Source organism: Maridesulfovibrio sp., assembly GCF_963676065.1.
Lineage (GTDB): Bacteria > Desulfobacterota > Desulfovibrionia > Desulfovibrionales > Desulfovibrionaceae > Maridesulfovibrio.
The window spans coordinates 3,755,912-3,775,193 of the sequence record NZ_OY780933.1; the positions used below are offsets into that span (position 1 = coordinate 3,755,912).

General features: G+C 44.9%; 15 protein-coding genes and 1 tRNA gene. 8 read left to right on the plus strand and 8 right to left on the minus strand.

Annotated elements, in window-relative coordinates; translation table 11 throughout:
• Window positions 1-62: 62 nt before the first annotated feature.
• From ablB to ACKU35_RS16865, 6 genes are all read right to left on the minus strand, one after another.
• Window positions 63-896, minus strand: a complete 834-nt coding sequence (gene ablB, locus ACKU35_RS16840) for a putative beta-lysine N-acetyltransferase (RefSeq protein ID WP_319761066.1) — start codon at window positions 894-896, stop codon at window positions 63-65.
• Window positions 886-2,199 carry a lysine 2,3-aminomutase gene (gene ablA / locus ACKU35_RS16845; protein WP_319761068.1) on the minus strand — a complete coding sequence of 438 codons (1,314 nt, stop codon included), beginning with the start codon at window positions 2,197-2,199 and terminating at the stop codon, window positions 886-888. The genes ablB and ablA overlap by 11 nt, the downstream gene beginning before the upstream one ends.
• 14 nt (window positions 2,200-2,213) lie before the next feature.
• Window positions 2,214-2,945 carry an amino acid ABC transporter ATP-binding protein gene (locus tag ACKU35_RS16850; protein ID WP_319761070.1) on the minus strand — a complete coding sequence of 244 codons (732 nt, stop codon included), beginning with the start codon at window positions 2,943-2,945 and terminating at the stop codon, window positions 2,214-2,216.
• Window positions 2,946-2,954: 9 nt separating this feature from the next.
• On the minus strand, window positions 2,955-3,611 hold the full coding sequence (locus ACKU35_RS16855; protein ID WP_319761072.1) for an amino acid ABC transporter permease: 657 nt from the start codon (window positions 3,609-3,611) through the stop codon (window positions 2,955-2,957).
• 51 nt (window positions 3,612-3,662) lie between these two features.
• Window positions 3,663-4,448: an ABC transporter substrate-binding protein gene (locus tag ACKU35_RS16860; protein ID WP_319761074.1), complete on the minus strand. Its 786-nt coding sequence runs from the start codon at window positions 4,446-4,448 to the stop codon at window positions 3,663-3,665.
• Between the two features lie 324 nt (window positions 4,449-4,772).
• A complete protein-coding gene (locus tag ACKU35_RS16865) occupies window positions 4,773-5,990 on the minus strand; it encodes a PAS domain S-box protein (protein WP_319761076.1) in 1,218 nt (405 codons plus the stop codon).
• 247 nt (window positions 5,991-6,237) lie between these two features.
• Between ACKU35_RS16865 and ACKU35_RS16870 the strand changes: the two genes are divergently transcribed.
• Window positions 6,238-6,873: a nitroreductase family protein gene (locus tag ACKU35_RS16870; RefSeq protein WP_319761078.1), complete on the plus strand. Its 636-nt coding sequence runs from the start codon at window positions 6,238-6,240 to the stop codon at window positions 6,871-6,873.
• 101 nt (window positions 6,874-6,974) lie between these two features.
• Here ACKU35_RS16870 and ACKU35_RS16875 read toward each other — a convergent pair whose 3' ends face one another.
• Window positions 6,975-9,110 carry a mechanosensitive ion channel family protein gene (locus ACKU35_RS16875; protein ID WP_319761081.1) on the minus strand — a complete coding sequence of 712 codons (2,136 nt, stop codon included), beginning with the start codon at window positions 9,108-9,110 and terminating at the stop codon, window positions 6,975-6,977.
• Window positions 9,111-9,543: 433 nt separating this feature from the next.
• Between ACKU35_RS16875 and ACKU35_RS16880 the strand changes: the two genes are divergently transcribed.
• From ACKU35_RS16880 to ACKU35_RS16905, 6 genes are all read left to right on the plus strand, one after another.
• Window positions 9,544-12,882, plus strand: coding sequence for an ATP-binding protein (locus tag ACKU35_RS16880; RefSeq protein ID WP_319761083.1), 3,339 nt, complete (start codon window positions 9,544-9,546; stop codon window positions 12,880-12,882).
• 243 nt (window positions 12,883-13,125) lie between these two features.
• Window positions 13,126-13,677 carry a sigma-70 family RNA polymerase sigma factor gene (locus ACKU35_RS16885; RefSeq protein ID WP_319761085.1) on the plus strand — a complete coding sequence of 184 codons (552 nt, stop codon included), beginning with the start codon at window positions 13,126-13,128 and terminating at the stop codon, window positions 13,675-13,677.
• A complete protein-coding gene (locus ACKU35_RS16890) occupies window positions 13,667-14,233 on the plus strand; it encodes a hypothetical protein (RefSeq protein WP_319761087.1) in 567 nt (188 codons plus the stop codon). The genes ACKU35_RS16885 and ACKU35_RS16890 overlap by 11 nt, the downstream gene beginning before the upstream one ends.
• A complete protein-coding gene (locus ACKU35_RS16895) occupies window positions 14,223-14,975 on the plus strand; it encodes a hypothetical protein (RefSeq protein ID WP_319761089.1) in 753 nt (250 codons plus the stop codon). The genes ACKU35_RS16890 and ACKU35_RS16895 overlap by 11 nt, the downstream gene beginning before the upstream one ends.
• A gap of 77 nt (window positions 14,976-15,052) precedes the next feature.
• On the plus strand, window positions 15,053-16,012 hold the full coding sequence (locus ACKU35_RS16900) for a tetratricopeptide repeat protein (protein ID WP_319761090.1): 960 nt from the start codon (window positions 15,053-15,055) through the stop codon (window positions 16,010-16,012).
• Window positions 16,013-16,035: 23 nt separating this feature from the next.
• A complete protein-coding gene (locus tag ACKU35_RS16905; protein ID WP_319761092.1) occupies window positions 16,036-17,016 on the plus strand; it encodes a hypothetical protein in 981 nt (326 codons plus the stop codon).
• Between the two features lie 823 nt (window positions 17,017-17,839).
• On the opposite strand, the gene ACKU35_RS16910 is transcribed toward ACKU35_RS16905, so the two are convergent.
• Window positions 17,840-17,913 (minus strand) — tRNA-Leu (locus ACKU35_RS16910).
• Window positions 17,914-18,011: 98 nt separating this feature from the next.
• Between ACKU35_RS16910 and ACKU35_RS16915 the strand changes: the two genes are divergently transcribed.
• On the plus strand, window positions 18,012-19,271 hold the full coding sequence (locus tag ACKU35_RS16915) for a tyrosine-type recombinase/integrase (protein ID WP_319761094.1): 1,260 nt from the start codon (window positions 18,012-18,014) through the stop codon (window positions 19,269-19,271).
• The last annotated feature ends 11 nt before the right edge of the window (window positions 19,272-19,282 follow it).

Here is a 19,282-nt window from a genome sequence, read left to right on the forward strand (position 1 = left end):
TTTTTATATAAATTTACCAGAACGCGTAAATTTGTGCTTTTACGGTAAATCCAAAGGCACGATCATAGACATTTATACCAAACATTCATGGATTCGAGACTACCACTTATATTTGTGTTGTTAATAAGTCTTCCCGAAAACTCATAATCTCCCTTGGAAAAAAGGGAATTTATTCCATAGGAACAGGCCCGGGCAATTGTAAAAAGGCACTTAATCCCTGATTTGGCGCAATCATCTTCAAGGGATCTCAAAAGAGCCCCGGCAATACCCACTTTGCGGTAATCAGGATTAACAGCAAAATCTGTCATTTCTGCGCTTTGCCCGTCTGCGGCTACTTCCGCAGAAGAGGCCCCCACAAGTCGATCTTCTTCAAAGACTCCGGCAAAGCGCACTCCCTCTTCCATTTCCTGAAGAATAAAATCAGGATCATTTACCGGAAAAGGATAGGTTTTGAAAGTCCGGCCGTAAAGATGCGCTAGCGCGTGCGCATCTTCCGGCCCAAGCCTACGCATATGCAGGCTCGACGGGAGAGTTGAAACATTTCCCTTCCCTTTTTTGCTTTCGGCAACAGCAAGGACTCGGTCCAGTTCCTCCCCGTCGGTATGCTCCTTACGCCATGAAGAGCGATAGAAGCTCAGAAAATGACCGTCGTCAGCACCGAACATTCCCGGCACATGCGCTTCCTTCTCAAAACCGTTGTCGAGAAAAGATGAGGCATGCGCGTCAGGTACCTTAACGAAAATCTTCGAGAGATCTTTTGTGGCAGCCATGCTGACAAGTTCTTCTACAATATAAGGCTCATCCTCAGGAGACAGCGACATTAGATAAATGCGGTCATTGTAGTCCCCCATCTGTATGATGCTGTTCCTAACTTTTAAAATGGAATCATGCGACATCCGAATTACGCTCCGCCCTTTCATTGTCTTCGGGTGTCAGACTTAGAGTGTCGTCCCAGTCTGAAATAAGTTTTTCAATACCGATGGCTTTTTCCTCGGCATCATCTTCCTTAAGCTGCAGGTTGCACTCGGTGCAATTGCGGTCGCAGTAATTGCACTCGTAAGAGTCTGGCTCTGTATATGTAGTGATGACCCCTTCATAGTTTCTGAGAACAACCTTATTCGTGGCCCATGAAACTATATAGTTGGGCATGACCGGAATCTTACCGCCTCCTCCGGGAGCGTCGACTACATAAGTCGGCACAGAAAATCCACTGGTATGACCGCGAAGGCTTTCCAGAATTTCAATACCCTTACCAACCGGAGTACGGAAATGGCTTAAGCCTTCGGAGAGGTCGCACTGGTACAGATAATAGGGGCGAACCCTGTTCTTAACCAGCTTATGATTTAAACTCTTGATCAGACGCGGGCAATCATTAACCCCGGCCAGCAACACACTCTGGTTACCGAGCGGAATCCCGGCATCAGCGAGTTTGGCAAGAGCTCTTCTGGAAGAATCAGTCACTTCTCTGGGATGATTGTAATGGGTATTAATCCAAAGCGGATGGTGCTTCTTAAGCATATTTACCAGATCGTCGGTAACTCGATAGGGCAGAACAACCGGCATACGGGTCCCGATACGGACAACCTCAACATGCTCGATCTCACCTATCTTGGTCAGAATCCAGTCCAGCTTCTCATCCGAAAGCATGAACGGGTCACCGCCGGAAAGCAGCACATCGCGCACCTGCGGAGTGTTGCGGATATATTCAATTCCCTGCTCCAATTGGTCTCGGGAAGGAACGGAATCCTGATCCCCCACTTTGCGCTTGCGTGTGCAGTGCCTGCAATACATGGAACAAAGATTACTTATATGGAAAAGCACCCGGTCAGGATACCTGTGGGTAATTCCGGGCACGGGACTGTCTTCATCCTCATGCAGCGGGTCGCTCATATCACAACGTTCAATTTTCAGCTCTTCCGGGCTGGGAAATGATTGCAGAAAAACAGGGTCATTTTCATAATCTTCCACATCAATGAGTGAAAGATAATAAGGGGTGATAGCCAGCGGGAATTTCCGCAATGTCAGTTCATGTTTCCTGCGTTCACTATCACTGAATTTGATACCTAAAACTTTTTCAAAGCCGGAGACAGTCCTGATTGTGTTGCGGACGTGCCACTTCCAATCAGTCCAGTCGGACTTAGAAGAATCGTCATCAATCACACCGGCCAATGCTTCCTGTCGCTCTGTGTAAACAGTCATAATATCCTATATTGTTATAAAATTTGAGAAAGGAATTCCTGCGTTCGCTGCTCTGCCGGAGCGGAGAACAAACGGGAGGGGGTATCCTGTTCCAGAATAACTCCCTTATCCATAAAGGCCACGGAATCGGCCACCTCATTTGCAAAATTCATTTCGTGCGTCACAACCATCATGGTCATGCCTTCATCGGCAAGGTCACGCATTACAGTGAGCACCTCGCCGACAAGTTCCGGGTCAAGGGCTGATGTAGGCTCATCAAAAAGCATTACTTCCGGCTCCATAGCCAAAGCCCGCGCAATGGCCACCCGCTGTTTTTGACCGCCGGACAATGTTTCAGGATAGGCATCGGCTTTATCTGCCAGCCCGACCTTATCCAGAAAAGTCATACCCAGATCCTTTGCTTCTTTTTTAGGCATTTTCCTCACTTGAGTGGGGCCTTCAGTCACATTGCCCAGCACACTCATATGCGGAAAAAGATTAAAATGCTGGAAAACCATACCCACCCGGCTGCGCATGGAATTGATCTTCCTTTCGTCACTTGGCACCTTGTCACCATTAATACTGATTTCACCCTCGGTGTAGGTTTCAAGACGATTTACGCACCTGAGCAACGTAGATTTACCGGACCCGCTGGCACCAATGACCACGACTACATCAGAATTCCCCACATTGAGATCAATCCCTTTAAGCACATGATTGGTGTCGAACCATTTGTGAACATTCTCTATACTGATTGTATCCTGCATAGTTCCTCCTTAGGCCCTGCTCGTATCGAGCTTTCTTTCTATTGCATGAAACAGAAATGTAAACGCACCGGTATAAATAAGATAAAACATCCCCGCGATGCTCAGCATTTCCATCATCATAAAATTTGAAGATGCCAGCTGCTGCGACTTCAACAACAGTTCATTGATGGTGATTGTGCTGGCAAGGGACGAATCCTTCAAAGCAATAATAAACTGGTTGCCCAAAGCCGGAACTGCGCGTTTGAACGCCTGCGGCAGGACAATCCTCAGCATCGCCCGCGGATAACTCATCCCGATGCTGCGCGCAGCTTCCATCTGTCCGGAGGAGATAGAAACTATCGCGCCCCTGAAAATTTCGGCGATATATGCCCCGTTATGAATCCCCAAAGCCAGAACAGCGGCAGGCATGGCGGAAAGCCCCACAAGACTGCGCATCCCAAAATAGATAAACAACAACTGCAGCAGTAGCGGTGTCCCGCGGATTACATAAATATAGGCATGAGCCGGAAGATTAAAAATCTTCTTATCGGAAATCCGCATAAACACGGTCAACAGGCCGAGGACAAGCCCCAGAAGAATACCCAGAACGGTAATCTCAAGGGTCATCCATGCTGCCGGGAGAAAATACGGGATATATTCCGGCAGACTCGCAAAATCAAAGTACATCTTATTTCCTTTGCTCAAAAAAGTAAGGAGGCTTTAAGCCCCCTTATCTTTCTATTTTTTGGTAATATCTACCTTAAGCCACTTCTTACTCAAACCGGTAAGCGTTCCGTCTTCATGCATCTGTTTAAGTATCTTATTCACTTCGTCGGTAAGCGATTTATCTTCCTTGCGAAAAGCAACTGCGATATCTTCCTTACGCAACGGAGAGCCAAGGGGCTTGATATTAAATTTACCGCTGTTCATAGCGTTTACGCCGACAACACGGTCAGTAATCACGCCGGCAATTACACCGTTTGAAAGCTCGGTAAGAGTATGTGTATCATCCTTATAAAGGCGGATGTCGGTTACTCCAAGTTTCTTTGCGTCCTGCTCAAAAGTGGTTCCAGTAACAAGCCCCACGGCTTTATCCTTCAGTTCATCCACCGACTTGAAAGGGGCATCAGCGCGGACGAACATCTGAGCGCCGGAGTAGTAATACGGAACGGAAAAATCTACGACCTTCTTGCGCTGCTCAGTTGCAGCCATGCTACCGAGGATACCGCTGTAGATGCCGGACCGCAGCCCTTCGATAATACCGCTCCATTCTGTTGTGACCGGTTTCAGTTTAACTCTCAGCCGCTTTGCGACCTCTTTAGCAACATCCACATCAAAGCCGACCAGCTCATTCTGCTTGTTGAAATAATTGAAAGGGGGATAACCTCCGCTCATGGCAAAACTGACTTCACCGGACTCTTTGACTTTCTCAAGGCCGGCCTTTTCCTGCTGAGCACAGCCGGTAACAGCAACAGCAAACAACAGTGTGAGAACCGCAAGGTATAAGGCAGCAAAACGTTTCATGTTTTCTCCTGAATGTGTATGTTAATTTTGAGGATAAGCGTTCTTATATATCATTATATAAGATGATGAAGTGTATTTTTGAATCTGATCACGATGTACATATGAAAAACTGAGAAACAAAAACATTGCAATACAAGAGGACACAATAGTAACTATTGCGAACCTTAAATTCTCATTTGCTATCTTTTCAGTTATCATTTGCGTGCAGAGGGGTAAAAAAGTAAATCCATTATTCTTGCCACTGAAGAAAACAATACAGACTTACTGCATACCCACAAGGCGATCAATAGGGTACGTAATGGGTATATGACATACCCAATAAAATCAGGAGCCGACCTGATGCTTGAGGTAGGAAATCAAGGAGACGCTCTTGCCTTGCAACCCTAGCTTGCGGCGAATATTTTTACGATGTGTGCGAACGGTGTCGGCGGTAATGGAAAGGAGCTCGCCTATGTGTTCAGTACTTTTACCAGCCTCGATATAGCGGCAGATTTCGACTTCACGGGGAGTAAGCTTAAGGAGCAGATCTTCAAAATGATCACCGGTTTCCCCGGCCAGAGCAGAAAGCCGCTCTTTGATAAAACGACCGAAACTTCTCCGCATACGGGGAAGCGGTTCCTTAATCATCCGGTCAAGGGCCGGCAGAATCTGTTCCCGAACCTGTATGGCGAAATCTTCGTGCATGTCTTTTTTTTCTTCTTCCACAGACTCGATAACAGTCCGCAATGCCACATTCATACCGTCAACCTGCTCCCGGGTTTCTTCCAGCCCTGTTTCAAGCCGCTGAATGTTGGTCATGTCCCGCAACCCCACATGGAACACGGTACCGGACTGCAGTCGAACCTTATGCATCATAAGTTCAACTGTAATCTCTTTGCCGGAACTGTCTCTAGCGGTCAGAAACTCTTCAAAAGGAACGGGGATTTCTGTCGTACATGTTTCAAAATGATCCCGCACAACTTTGGATGATTCAGCGCTGAAAAGGCTCAGGCAGCTATTACCGGAAAGAGTTGTGCTGCGCCCGAAAAGGCGTTCTGCGGAGGGATTGGAAGTCAGAATTCTGAAAGAGGAATCGGCCAGAATAGTCGGGTCCTGCGCTGCTTCAAACAAAGCGTTAAAAAGGGCTACACTATCATCAAGCGCAGCGATATTATCCTCAATGCGTTCCTCATAAGTCTCATGGAGTTCAACAAAAGGAGCATTATTGGTGACAACGGCAACATAGCCTTCGGAACAGTACGGCCCACAAAGCGGTATCATTCTCAGGGAATAGCTGCCGCCGCTTTCTCCGTAAGGAATTTCATGCACTCCCGTCACCGGATAAGCTTTAAGGAATTCATCAATTCCGCACGCGCCCACACCCAAAATGCTCCAAAGAGCGCGCCCCTGCAAAGGACCGCCAAAAAACTCAATAACCCGATCACTGGCCGAACAGATATGCCCTTCCGCGTCAGTGAAAAGGACAAAATCAGAAAAGGATTCAAAAACTTCAGAGATAGGTTCCGGCAGACGGTCAGAATGGTCGTCTCTATTTGAGCTCACGGGACGGTCCTGTGCTTAAGGATTAACAAAGAAAACACATTAACAATCAATCAGGGTTAATTCAAATAGTGCTGATCCGGGTTATACGCTGCCCGAATTCAGCATACTGAAAATATCTTTTGCTTACCCAATGCGTATCCTTGGCACGCTCTTGATAACAGACCTCAAATATAATATTCTTATTTTTTTGAAAATAACATCGGTTTGACAGGGATCGCCCCACCAAACCGCCAACCAAGGAATTAATATGAACAAAGGCGAAAAACTAGGCGTTAAAGACGCAATTTTAAAAAGGCATAGTGTACGTTCTTACAATTCAAAACCGGTTACCACCGAGCAGATTGAAGAATTAATTAATGCAGCCAGACTAGCTCCTTCCAGCCTCAATTCACAGCCTTGGCGTTTTAAAGTTGTATCGGACAGGAAAACGCTGATAAAATTCGGCGAAAAAGATATCTCAAGAAAACAATCATGGCTGGCTGACGCCGGCGCTATCATCGTCTGCTGTGCGGATATGGCAGGCTACATCAAGGACTCTCAGGCCAGCGCCTTCTTTTTCCGGGAAAACAACCTGATAACCGGCGACCCGATGGATGGGATCGACGAATACCTTGAACGCGAAGTCTCCGCCACTGAAGCCGCAAAGTTCGGTGCATCTGCCATGAACGTCGGAATATCTGTCTCTTTCATGATGCTTCGGGCGATAGAACTTGGTCTCGGCACATGCTGGGTAGGAATGTATGACGAACAAAAGATCATGGAATTGCTGGACATTGATCCGTTACTGCGAATCGTAGGACTTCTTGCAGTCGGTGTCCCTGATGAGGGGGACCTGCCCACCGAGCACAATCGTAAAAGACTTGACGAGATCCTGCTCCCCTAAAATCAAAAAAATCTGAATTCCCCGCACAACGTAAAGGGTTAACTCTCGTCGAGAGTTAACCCTTTTCATTATTTAAGATCCTGAACGGAGCAAAACCGCAGCTACTCCCGATTTTTTACAGGCCGGACGACACCGGCAAACTCTCTACCAATACTTTCCGCATGCGCGTCAGACTGGAATTCCAAATATTCTTTCGGCTGCTCCTGACTCAAATGAACAGTTGTGGTCGGGTATGCGATAGTAATTTTCATCTTCTCTGCCAGACGCAACGCATCAACAATGAACTGATGCCTCGAGACCAACTCCTGCGCCCAGTCGGTTGTTTTAAAAAAGATGTAGACCATAATATCTATTGAAGATGGCCCAAAATCATGAACAACGATATGAAAATTTATTTTATTGGTGTTGGGTGTATTTAAAACAAGCTTTTTAAGCCCCTGCACATACCCATTTAAATTTTCTGCCGGTGTATCATAAGCAACGCCGATAATTGTTTTATACCTTCTCCATTCTCGTCTACCCATATTATCCACAGGGTTACTTATGAACTTTGCATTTGGTATAATAAGCTCTGAATTGTAAAATGTGCGGATGGAAGTTGATCTAACCCCTACATTCTCTACAGTTCCGTCCATTCCTAAAAAATTAATCCAATCGCCAACGGCAAATGGTCTGGTCGTCATTATGACCATTGTTCCGAAAATATTCTCTAAAGTATCTTTACCAGCCAAGGCAATAGCTAAACCACCAATACCCATAGCGGCAAAAATACGTGTTGAATTCAGGCCGAATAAGTTTGCAACGTAGACAACCCACATCAGCATAATTGCCACCTTAAATATCTGGGCAATGATAAGCATCATTGTTCCCTTGATGCCTGCGCCTCCTTTTAAAGTTAAAACATTGCAAAACAAATTTATTATGACCATGGAAATCCAAACTATTGATAAGGAACCTATTATTTTGATTCCATACAGACTGATTGTCATTACACTGTTATATAAAATAAGAATTGAAAGAGCTTTTAACCAGATAAAGCAGACAGCTATAACTTCAAGAGGAATAGCTAAGGAAGAACGCTGCGGAGCATCAACTCCTTCAGGAAGTTTTTTGTCCAAAAAAGCAATGATCTGGCTGACAATGCGAGAAATAAGCCATAGCACAACAGGCGTAATTATAAACAGACCAAACAAAATAACCCATTTATAAAGATTTGTATTAAAATACTTAACCATAAGGCCCGGAAAATTAAGATGAACAAAATCATCTACGACCATATGCAAAGGCAGTTTGTTACCGCTAAATGGATTGTTACCTTCTTTTAAAACATCATCTATTGTATCATCATAGCTTTTCCAAACGGCATTAAGGCTTTCAGGTGTAAATTTCCATGCCTTGCGGCCATCATCAAGTGTAACAACGTGCATGGTTACCGAACCTAAGTCAGGCACAACTAAAAAAACGGGAGGATAATCACAGTCTGGGTCAGCTGACAGCTGCTCCAGTTGAATCGTCGAACGCTGAGATATTACGCGATAGACTAAGACCGCTAAAATAGGCCCATAAACAGGACGTTCCAAAGAATTATAGTCAGATAAATCAAGAGCGGCCGTGGCACGCTCCAGACTCTCCGCTCCTTTACCCTCGACTCCGGACTTCAAAGTGAAAAATGTTCTAAACGGTGACATTAAATTTTGTACATAAGTATCACCTTCTATATTCTCTGAAGTAAACTTAGCATATTTAATTTTAAGATCTTTAATAACTTTTAAAAAAGTAGGATCAGAAAACATTTCATTCGAGAAACGCCACCCTTTCAGACCCTTCTCCATAATGAATTTAACAGGCTGATCTTTTAAAAAAAGGACAAATGAAATTTTATTCCCTGTAACATCTTCAGGAATATCCTTATTTATATTGTAATTTATATTTTCAAGGACTAAAAATATCTTCTTGGCCTTTTCAACAACCTCTGTATTATAGTCTGCATACTTTTTTCTTTCTTGAGAAGTCACAACATCTGCAATACAACTAAAACCTGAATAATGGTCACGGTTATAGTTACGGGCGTTATACAAAAAAGTTCGGACAGCCTCTCTAGGAGTAGAAAAATTACAATCACCGTCTATTTCTGCATGATGATTTGTGCTTTCAGGCATCAGATTAACATTAGAGCTGAAGATGACACCTCCAAGCATAATGCCTATAGCAATAACCAAATACCAATAAAACTTCATATTAAATCTCCATTAAGCATGCTTAAACAAATTCGGCTAAAGGATTGGGGTATCATATACAGCGGTGGTTTCTTATCTGGTAAAATTAAGTATTAGGTGAAACACACAAGGAACAGTACCTAATGCACTTGCGATTAGACTACAACCCACACCTTCATATTGAAGACCGCTACAAAAAAATTATATCTTTTGAAGTCTAAATTCATCCCCTAATCTACCAATAAATCTAAGTTTCTACCGAATAAGTCGGTACTTACGTAAAAACCTTCACCCACGGCTCTACACAGTTATCACAACATCTTAAAAGTATTCATAAAAACACCGTTAAGTTACTTGTTCTGAACAGGCATTACGTAGTATATTCTTTCGTGAGAACATTGAAACAGATATAGCTGACCTAAGGCTTCGGCAATTTTGCAAGTAAGGAGAACGCATGCACTGGACTCGTTCCATAGGAATCAGATGCAAACTTATTACGATTTTCGTACTCATTAAGGTTCTGCCTCTGGTGGTTCTAGCCTGGGTTGCCTGGAACGGCATAATCCTTTTAGGTCAGTCTGTAGAGGATAAAATTGCTACAATATCTACAGAGACCCGCAAGACAGTAAGCACAATAGGCCATACAGCCGTGCAAAGCTCAATCCGGGCCCTTGACCTTAAATCCCGTGAAGCCATTGAACGGCTCACGACCGACACAGCCCGCAACCTTGCCGATTTTTTATATGACCGGGACAACAATATCCTTTTAGCCGCCGGAATCGAACCCTCTGAAGAAAATTTCCGCAAATTTCTAAAGCCTCTCACCCGTAATGTAACCGTACCCATTCCCTGGAAATTGAATGAAGCAGGTGATGCATGGGTCCCCTCTGAACTCTGCCCTAATGTAGAAACAACCGTAACAGCCCGCAATGCCGATAATTCCAAGGACTTTCACTCCCGCCCGCCTGAACGCTGCGGAATGCATATCAGTAAGCCCCTATTTCTGGAGATGACCTTTATCGACCTTAATGGTCGTGAACTGATCAAGGTCGTTACCACCGACATTTTGGATAAAGAGAAAAAAGACGTTTCCCAAAAGGCCAATACATATTGCAAGGCTGAAGGATATTTCTCTGAATTAAAAAAATTGAAACCGGGTGAAATATACGTTTCCGAAGTAATCGGACCATATGTCGGAAGTCCGATCATCGGCTCATACACAAAGGTTTCCGCCGAGAAAAAAGGCATCCCCTTCAAGCCGGAAAAAGCAGCTTACGCAGGCAGGGAAAACCCTGTAGGTAAAAAATTTCAGGGACTGGTGCGTTGGGCGACTCCGGTTGTCCGTGATGGCAGAATTACCGGCTACGTTACCTTGGCACTTGATCACACCCACATAATGGAGTTTTCGGATCATATTGTTCCTACAGCGGAACGCTATACAGCCATGTCCGACGCATCCACAGGTAATTACGCTTTTATCTGGGACTACAAGGACCGCAATATTTCCCATCCCCGCGATTATTTTATCACCGGTTATGATCCTCTGACGGGGCAACCCGCAATCCCATGGCTTGCCGAGGGAATGTATGAAGATTTCCGTAAAAGCGGAAAAGACATAACACAATGGGAGAAAACCGCCCCTGTTCTTCTTGATCAGTCACTGGAGAAAAAACCTGCGGCGGAATTAACGGATGCCGGATTGCTGGGACTGGATTGCCGATATCTGAATTTCGCCCCCCAATGCGATGGCTGGAATAACCTGACCAGAGACGGTGGTTCCGGTTCTTTTGTCATACTCTGGAGCGGAATTTGGAAATTGACCACTGCGGCGGCCATTCCCTATCACACCGGCAGATATTCCGGTCCGCGCGGATTCGGCTTTGTCACCATCGGTGCAAATGTACATGAATTCCACAAGGCCGCCACCGAAACAGGTAAGAAAATCAGCTCCATGGCCTCCGATTTCCAGCAGGCACTTGAAAAACAAAATAATGAGACACAAGAACTTCTCACTCGGACCCAAACCGATACCGCACACGAAATAGCCCTTTCTACCATCTTTATGGTAGCGGCGGTCATCTTAATCGCTATTTGGATGGCCTCAACTCTGACCAACAAGATCACCGTCATGATCTCCGGCATACGCAAATTTCAAAACGGAGATATGGACCAACGGCTCAAGGTGGAGTCCGGAGATGAAATGGGCCAATTAGCCCATGCTTTCAATGAAATGTCCGACAGTCTCCAAAATATGGTTGTGGACCTTCGTCAGGCGGAGGAACAATACCGGGGATTTTTCGAGAATGCGACCGAAGGAATCTTCCGCAGCACCCCGGAAGGACAATTGATAAATGTCAATCCGGCCTTTGCCCAGCTTATCGGATACGATTCCGCTGAAGAGGTTCTGGAAAATATTCAGGACGTAGCCACTCAGCTTTTTGCTGACCCCAAACGACGGGAAGAATTGCTCCGGGAGCTGGAGGAACATGGTCATGTTCACGGCTTTGAATTTGAAGCAAAATTACCGTCCGGTAAAATCCGTCAATTTGCCAATTATTGCCGCCTGATAACGCAGAACGATCAAATATTTATCGAGGGGATGATTACGGATATTTCTCAGCGTAAACTTATGGAACAAGTCGAGATTGAAAAAGAGACAGCTTTAGCGGCAAGCAATGCCAAATCAGTTTTTCTCGCCAATATGAGCCATGAGATACGCACCCCCCTGAATGCCATTCTGGGTGTAACCGACCTTCTTAATGAAACCGACCTGAACGAAGAACAAAGGCAGTACACAGACCTTTTCAAGGCTTCAGGGGAAGGACTGCTGAGGCTGATCAACGAAATTCTTGATTTCTCCAAAATCGAAGCCGGGCAGATGCTGATTGATAACTGTGTTTTTAATCTGGAAAGTCTTCTGGATGAGGTCAAAACATTTGCTAGTGTCTCTGCCGGAACGGCCGGACTCGAATTCAGGGCGGAAATGGATGAAAACATTCCGCAGTGGGTAGAGGGTGATTCATACCGGGTCAGACAGATCCTGCTGAACCTGCTGGGCAACTCAATCAAATTCACAGATGCCGGCTCAATCTTTATGGGAGTTACGGCCAGTCCCGTGGACGAAAAAACAATGCAGGTATCTTTCAAAGTAGACGATACCGGAATCGGGATTGACGAAAAAAATATTGAAAAAATATTTGAAAGCTTTGCGCAGGCTGATTCCTCCACCACCCGCAGATACGGAGGAACCGGATTAGGCCTGCCCATATCTAAAAGGTTGGCTGAACTGATGGGCGGAGATATTGAGATCTCATCCGCAAGCGGAGGCGGAACCTCTGTTGTATTCAGTGCTCCCTTTACCGTTGCGCATAAACCGAAATTTACTGACTGCGATCAGGACGGTGAACATCAGGGATTGACCAGCGGCGAGCCTAAAAAGGTGCTTATAGTGGAAGATTCGAAAAGCAACCGGAATCTGATTAATTTTTTCCTCAAGAATAGCGGCCATGAACTTACAATGGCCGAAGATGGTCTGGAAGGAGTTGAAATTTATAAATCGTCCCCGGACTTCGACATAATTTTCATGGATATACAAATGCCGGTCATGGACGGACTACAGGCCACCAGAGCTATTCGGGCACATGAAGAAAAAAAAGGACTCACTCCGGTGAAAATTGTAGCGCTGACTGCCAACGCCTTTGAAGATGATAAAAAAGCCTGTTTCGATGCCGGGTGCAACAGCTTTTTGACCAAACCGGTCAAGAAAAATCATCTGCTTAACCAAATTGGTTAAACAAAAATATTATCACCCTTTGGCTGTACATACTTAAAAAAAATTGCCCTCACTCTTCCCTGCCTGATAAACTTTATTTCCCGGGGACTTACCTGGGAAATAAAGTTATCGTAAGCCTGCAAAAAAAACATAAATTAATATATAATCGTTATTCAATATGACAATTTATTGTGACCTTATGGCCGGACACAGCGTATATCTATATAGAACGGAATTGTTTGAAACAGGAGACTCACTACACTCATGAACGACGAAAGGGACTTATCGGTCATCAAAAAAGTTATGGATGGAGACATCCAGCTGTTTGAAGTGCTGGTTATCAAATACCAGAGTTCAATATACAATTTGATGCTGAGAATTTTCAGGGATGAAGATGAAGCCGCTGATATGGCTCAAGAAGCGTTCATAAAGACGTATAAAAAACTGAATATGTTTAGCGGAGGAAATGTTTTCTCCTGGCTGTACACGTTGAGCCTCAATGTAGCTCGAGATCGGCTTCGATCCAACAAAAGGAATGATGATCTGTTCTTTATCCCTGAAAACATAAGTGATTTTCCTGATACAAGTGATCAGATAACAAAGATGGAAACTACATGGGAAGCAGATAAGCTTTATTCTGTAATTGAAAAACTGCCTCTAGGGTATACTGAACCACTTCTTTTAAGGTTTCGGGAAGAATTATCCCTGAAAGAAGTGGCAGAATTGACTGGATTAAGCCTTAGCGGCGTAAAGATGCGAATCCACCGGGGACTGGCAATGGTCAGGGAGATTTTGGGGGAAAGCCATGAGTACTAAAAAAGAATCGTTAAACACAGGACAGAAGACATTAACTGAAGAAATCAAAAAGATGAAATTGCAGGACGTGCCCGTCGGGTTTTCTGGTTCTGTAATGGATTCAATTATGAAAGAAAAAACCACGTGGTGGGAAAAAACACTGCGCTGGATAAACAGTCCGCTTGAATTTAAATTGACGCCTTTGAGAGTCGGGTTCGCAATTGCCATGGTGGCAGTGGTTCTTTTCTTCTCTCCGAAAGGGGTGCTGATTCAAAATCAACAGGCTAACGTAGTTTCTGTACGCTTTGAATTCAATGCCCCTGCAGGGGAAGTAAAGAATGTTGCTGTCATTGGTTCATTCAATGAATGGTCCGCAGAATCCTCTACCATGCGCTATGACCAAAAAGACAGGGTCTGGATCTATGAAACAAACCTCAAACCGGGAGATCACGAGTATGTATTTCTCGTCAATGGAAACACCGTAATTCCAGACCCGAAAGCTGTTTATTACCGTAAAGACGGCTTTGGAAGTGTTAACTCCATCGTTTCTGTCAGGAGTAATACGCATGAGATTTAAACATTCGGTAAATTTTATCATTCTACTCATAATCGCAATAGTGCTTTATCCGGGAGTATCAAAGGCGAACACCGCTGATCTTGAAATGAAAATCAAGAAAATTTCGGAATGCGAAGCAGAAGGTAAATCCGTGGACAGGCTTTTAGCCGCAGTCAATTCCGGTAGGATAAGCGAAAATGATGCTGTGAATATTATCGAACCCATTCTTGATATTTGCGAGCAGGGCTATCCCGTAAAAATATATTTACGAAAAATGGATGAAGGACTCGGGAAAAAAATCCCCGCACCAATTATTATATCCGCACTAAAAAGAATGCGGAACAATTATCTCTCAATTCAAGAGGCTGTTTCAAATGATTATAACGCATTAGGGGAAGACATGATCGCAAGTGCGACAGCAGCCGCTGATTCAGGGGTTAATATCGATTTTGTAACCACCTGTATTACAAAATATAAGGGCAATCGTGATCCGGCGGTACTTACTAATGCTTTTCATACTGCCAGAGCTCTCGCCGAAACAGGTTTCAACCAGCAGCAACTGGAAAAAATAATTACCGCGGCAATAGATAGCGGTAACATCGATGCAAGCTGGAAATATGTTTCACGGGTTGTGGCAGCATCAAGATCGAAAGGGATATCCGATTCGGCACTGGCGACAACTGCAATCAAAATTTTGAATGAGAATAAAACTCTGGTAGATTTTATGATTGCACTGGGATTTTCAGAAAGAAGCATAAATTAATGTGACCCGACAGAAATCCCAAACGTATATTTAATTGAGCACCTCAAAATTTACAAACGACAAGACGGAGACATCATATGAACTCAATGCGACTCACAGCAATCATCTTCAGCCTCGCTCTTCTGTGCTCTTGTTCCGGACAATTCGCGGGCAAATCATATTTGGCAAGCAAAAATTATGACGGCTGCATAGAAGAAATGAGCAGATTGTCTACAGAAGATCCCACTAACGATACCGCAGCTTATTATCTGGGCAGATGTTATCTAGCAAAAAAAGTATCTGAAAAGAGCCTTCCCGCTTTTAAGAAGGCCGTATCCCTTGACCCTCAAAATGCGGAATATCATTTCTGGCTCGCTATCAATTACTGGGTGCTTGCCGATTTTGACAAAGAGTTACAAGAATACAGCAAAGCCATTGAATTAAAGCCAGATTTTCTTTCTGCATATTTGTACATGGGCCACAGCTATTTTGACAAAGGTAATTGGAAAAAAGCCATAGCTTATTATGACAGAGTTCTGAAGACAGATCCGTATAACCCCGAAGCTCTGTTTAATCAAAGCGAAGCCAGATGGCAGCTTGGAGAACGCGCTGAGCTAGCCTCCACATGGAAAAAATATCTTGATTATTACCCTGATGGCGTAAAAGGGATACGCGCCACTAACAGACTGAACGCATTGGGTGACTTTTCCTACCGTAATTACCTGATAGGTCAACGGATTATGACTCTGAAAACACCGGAATTCAAAACAGAACGTCCTGATATTACATACGAGTCGATGGCTTCTACCGCGGTAATTGCAGCCATCATGGAAGAGAAAAAAGACATAAAAATCAACGTTGTTACATTTGTTAACGGCAACAAAGAGCTAGCCAAAGAACGCAGTTTTGAAATTCGCAAACAAATTCTGGCAGGCCACCCTGACATAAAATCTTCACGTATCCTTCTGAGCTGGTTCGGAGGACCGAATAAAGTCAAGACATCAGAAGGAATTAAAACAATAAATGAAACAGTACTGTTTGTGACAGAGGCAAAATAATCTTTATACATGGAGTAACAGGAATGAAAATTATCAAAAGCATTCTACCATTATTATTAATCGGTTTCATAATATTGGCATATGTTCCAAACATTAAGGCTCAGGACGTCGTCGACACCGGAACGGGAACAACTGATGGTCAGGAAATTACTGACGGACAGGAAGCCACTGACGGACAGGAGGCCACCGACGGACAGGAAGCCACCGACGGACAGGAAACTACCGACGGACAGGAAGCCACCGACGGACAGGAAACTACCGACGGACAGGAAGAATCAAGATTTGATTCAGCTGCCCAGGTTGAAAAAGCTGAAGCACTTGCCGAAGCGGCTGCCCAGACTTCAGCAGAAGGCATCTCAGACGCAGAAGAAGCTCTCGAGGCAGCTCAGGCCGCCTATGATGACGCAGTAGATGCAGACGATCCTGATGCTGTTGCGGAAGCAAAGGCTGCATTGGAAGCAGCACAGGCAGCGGCGGACGAGGATGCAGCAAACGCAGCAGGTGTATCAGTCAGTGACATTGCAGATATGCGCGATGCCGGTATGGGCTGGGGCGAGATAGCCCATGAATTAGGTGTGCACCCTTCAGTACTAGGACTGGGTGCTACTAACAGACATGGAGCAGTTGAAACAGCCAGAGAAACAGCAAAAACATCAGCTAGTGCCCAACGTGGTAATGCATATGGCCGCAGCAGCATCACTGACCGTAATGTCGAATATGGTGTCGCCAACACTCCCGGTGCCAGAGGAAACGGAAACAGCAAGGGGTTGGGTCTTAGCCGGGCATCCAGCTCAGCTAAAAGCGGATCTTCTAAAAGCGCCTCAGGTGGAGCAGGTAACGGCAAAGGCAACAGTGGCGGCGGTGGCAATGCAGGGGGCAACTCCGGCGGAAACGGCGTAGGCAACAGCGGTGGAAATGCCGGAGGTAATGGCCATGGAAACGGCCATGGAAACGGCGGCGGCAATGCCGGCGGCAACGGCAATGGCAATGGCAACGGGAAGTAAAAAGCCCCTGAAGCCACGCCTAATCCAAATAGGATGAAATGAAAGACAATTTGTCAGCTGGCAAAAAATAAAGCCTATAGCGACAACCCAAAAATATAAAAAGGGGAAACGCATGCGTTTCCCCTTTAAATTTATCCATAAAAAAACATATCTTCAGACTTCGCCGTCTGCCAAGATTGTAGCCATTACAATCTCTTCATCAGAAAAAATCGGGTTCACATCAATAAGAATCACGAAATCATCACCTTGAGGGGCTATTCCATGAATATCTTCCGGAGGTACTGACGTCCCTGTTTTTGGAGCCGGATCTATTTCCGAATCAGTGATTTCAAAACTTCCCTGAAAAAATCGACTAACGCTCCCATCTCATTTTCTTTGATCATCTAAAGATCACTCAAGAATATAAGTATCAACCGTTCGATTACCAAAAAGCCCAATTTAAGGCACATATCCACCACAGGAACGGTGCCCCCCTTAGAGTCATCACTCCTTTCATGTACTTCGGAGTTCGAGGAATACTTGTAACTTCTGAGATTGACCGCCCCCCCCAGAGGCGAAGAAGACAGATATGTGAAAAGAGTCGCCAAGGTCTTTAACTACTTTGCAGAGAAGACAGATTGATCAGGATGTATGTAACCATGAGGCACACCTAAAAAAATGGACACCACCCCAACAATCAGCCATAATTTCGGGGTAGACGAAAGAATAGAGTCACCCTTCGTCACTCAGCGTCACGCGAAAAGGTTGTACAGGAGTTGTACAACCCGAAAAAACAAAAAGTAAAAGGGTGCTAGACTAAACGTCTAACACCCTGTATTTACTGTGGTAGGCCACCAAGGACTTGAACCTTGAACCAACGGATTAAGAGTCCATTTTTCAACTTTTTTTCAATGTCCCCTGACGTCCCTGAGTAAATAATTTCAACACCTTACGACATAACGAGTGTCCCTCGGAGTCCCTTGTAAAACGCGAAAACCGGGAGTATACCGGGAGAGATGAAAGCCCGTAATACAACCGAATGGAAAAAAATTAGCAGCACCAGAGGCGTCCGATATTATGAACATGCGACCCGGAAATACAAAGGAAATCCTGATAAATATTACTCGGTTCGATGGTATCGCCAAGGCAAGACCCTAGAAGAAGGCATTGGATGGTCTTCAGAAGGATGGAAAGTAGCCGAAATCGCCGACCTCAGACACAAGCTTCAACAGAACTATAAATCAGGTGAAGATCCCAACACATTCGTCGCACTCAAAGAACATCACGCCAGAAAAAAAGCTGAAGCAGCAGCTAACGAAGCCAAAGAGCAGATCAAAGAAATAACCTTCCAAGAATTCTTTGAAGAATATTATATTCCGTGGAAACGGGACCGCAAAAAAAGAAAAACATGGACGGATGATGTAAAAAGAGCCAACAAGCGCATTCATCCATTTCTTGGCGGATTTCCCCTGTCAGCAATTACTCCAGATCTTCTTCAAGAATTCATGGACTCGCTTTACGACGCCAAGCTGGCCGAGGCGACTGTGCTCCACCATATGGCAATCATACGCTCTGTATTCAATCGCGCAGCCGCAACGATTGTAGATGAAGTTGTCATCTTTTCAGGACAATCCCCCATTGACCATATAGAGCTGCCCCAAATCGGCAATAAAAACCAAAGAGAACGCTTCCTCACCAAAGAAGAAGCCAAACTCTTAATGTCTGCGACACTAAAGAAAGCCGAAAAATCTGAAAGGGATCTCTGGCGTAAAAGCTGGCAGGATCTGCATGACGCAATGCTGCTATCCCTTCACACAGGAATGAGACTTGGCGAAATCCAGCGTGCAGAATGGCACGATGTCAACTTTTATGGAAAATCGCTGACAGTGAGACTTATCAGTAACGGCCAGAAGCCGGGAGGGACTATCCCCCTCAACTCAGTTGCTCTTGATGTACTCATGCGCCGCAGAGATGAATCCGACGATGCGATGATCTTCCCTCCCCTCTCCGGGGGCAAAAAGAAAGAAAACCTTTCAAAGCAGTTCAAGATCATTGCCGACGAATTAAAACTGAACAGATTCGCCACATCCAAAAGTCAAAGAATAGTATTCCATTCACTCCGCCACACATTCGCCTCTTGGCTGGCTATTGCCGGAGTGGACATCTATCGCATCAAAACTTTGATGCGCCATAAGACCATCAACATGACCATGCGCTACGCTCACCTCAGCCCTGATTACTCTCAAGGGGCGGTAGACCTGCTAACTATGGATTAATTACCACTTAA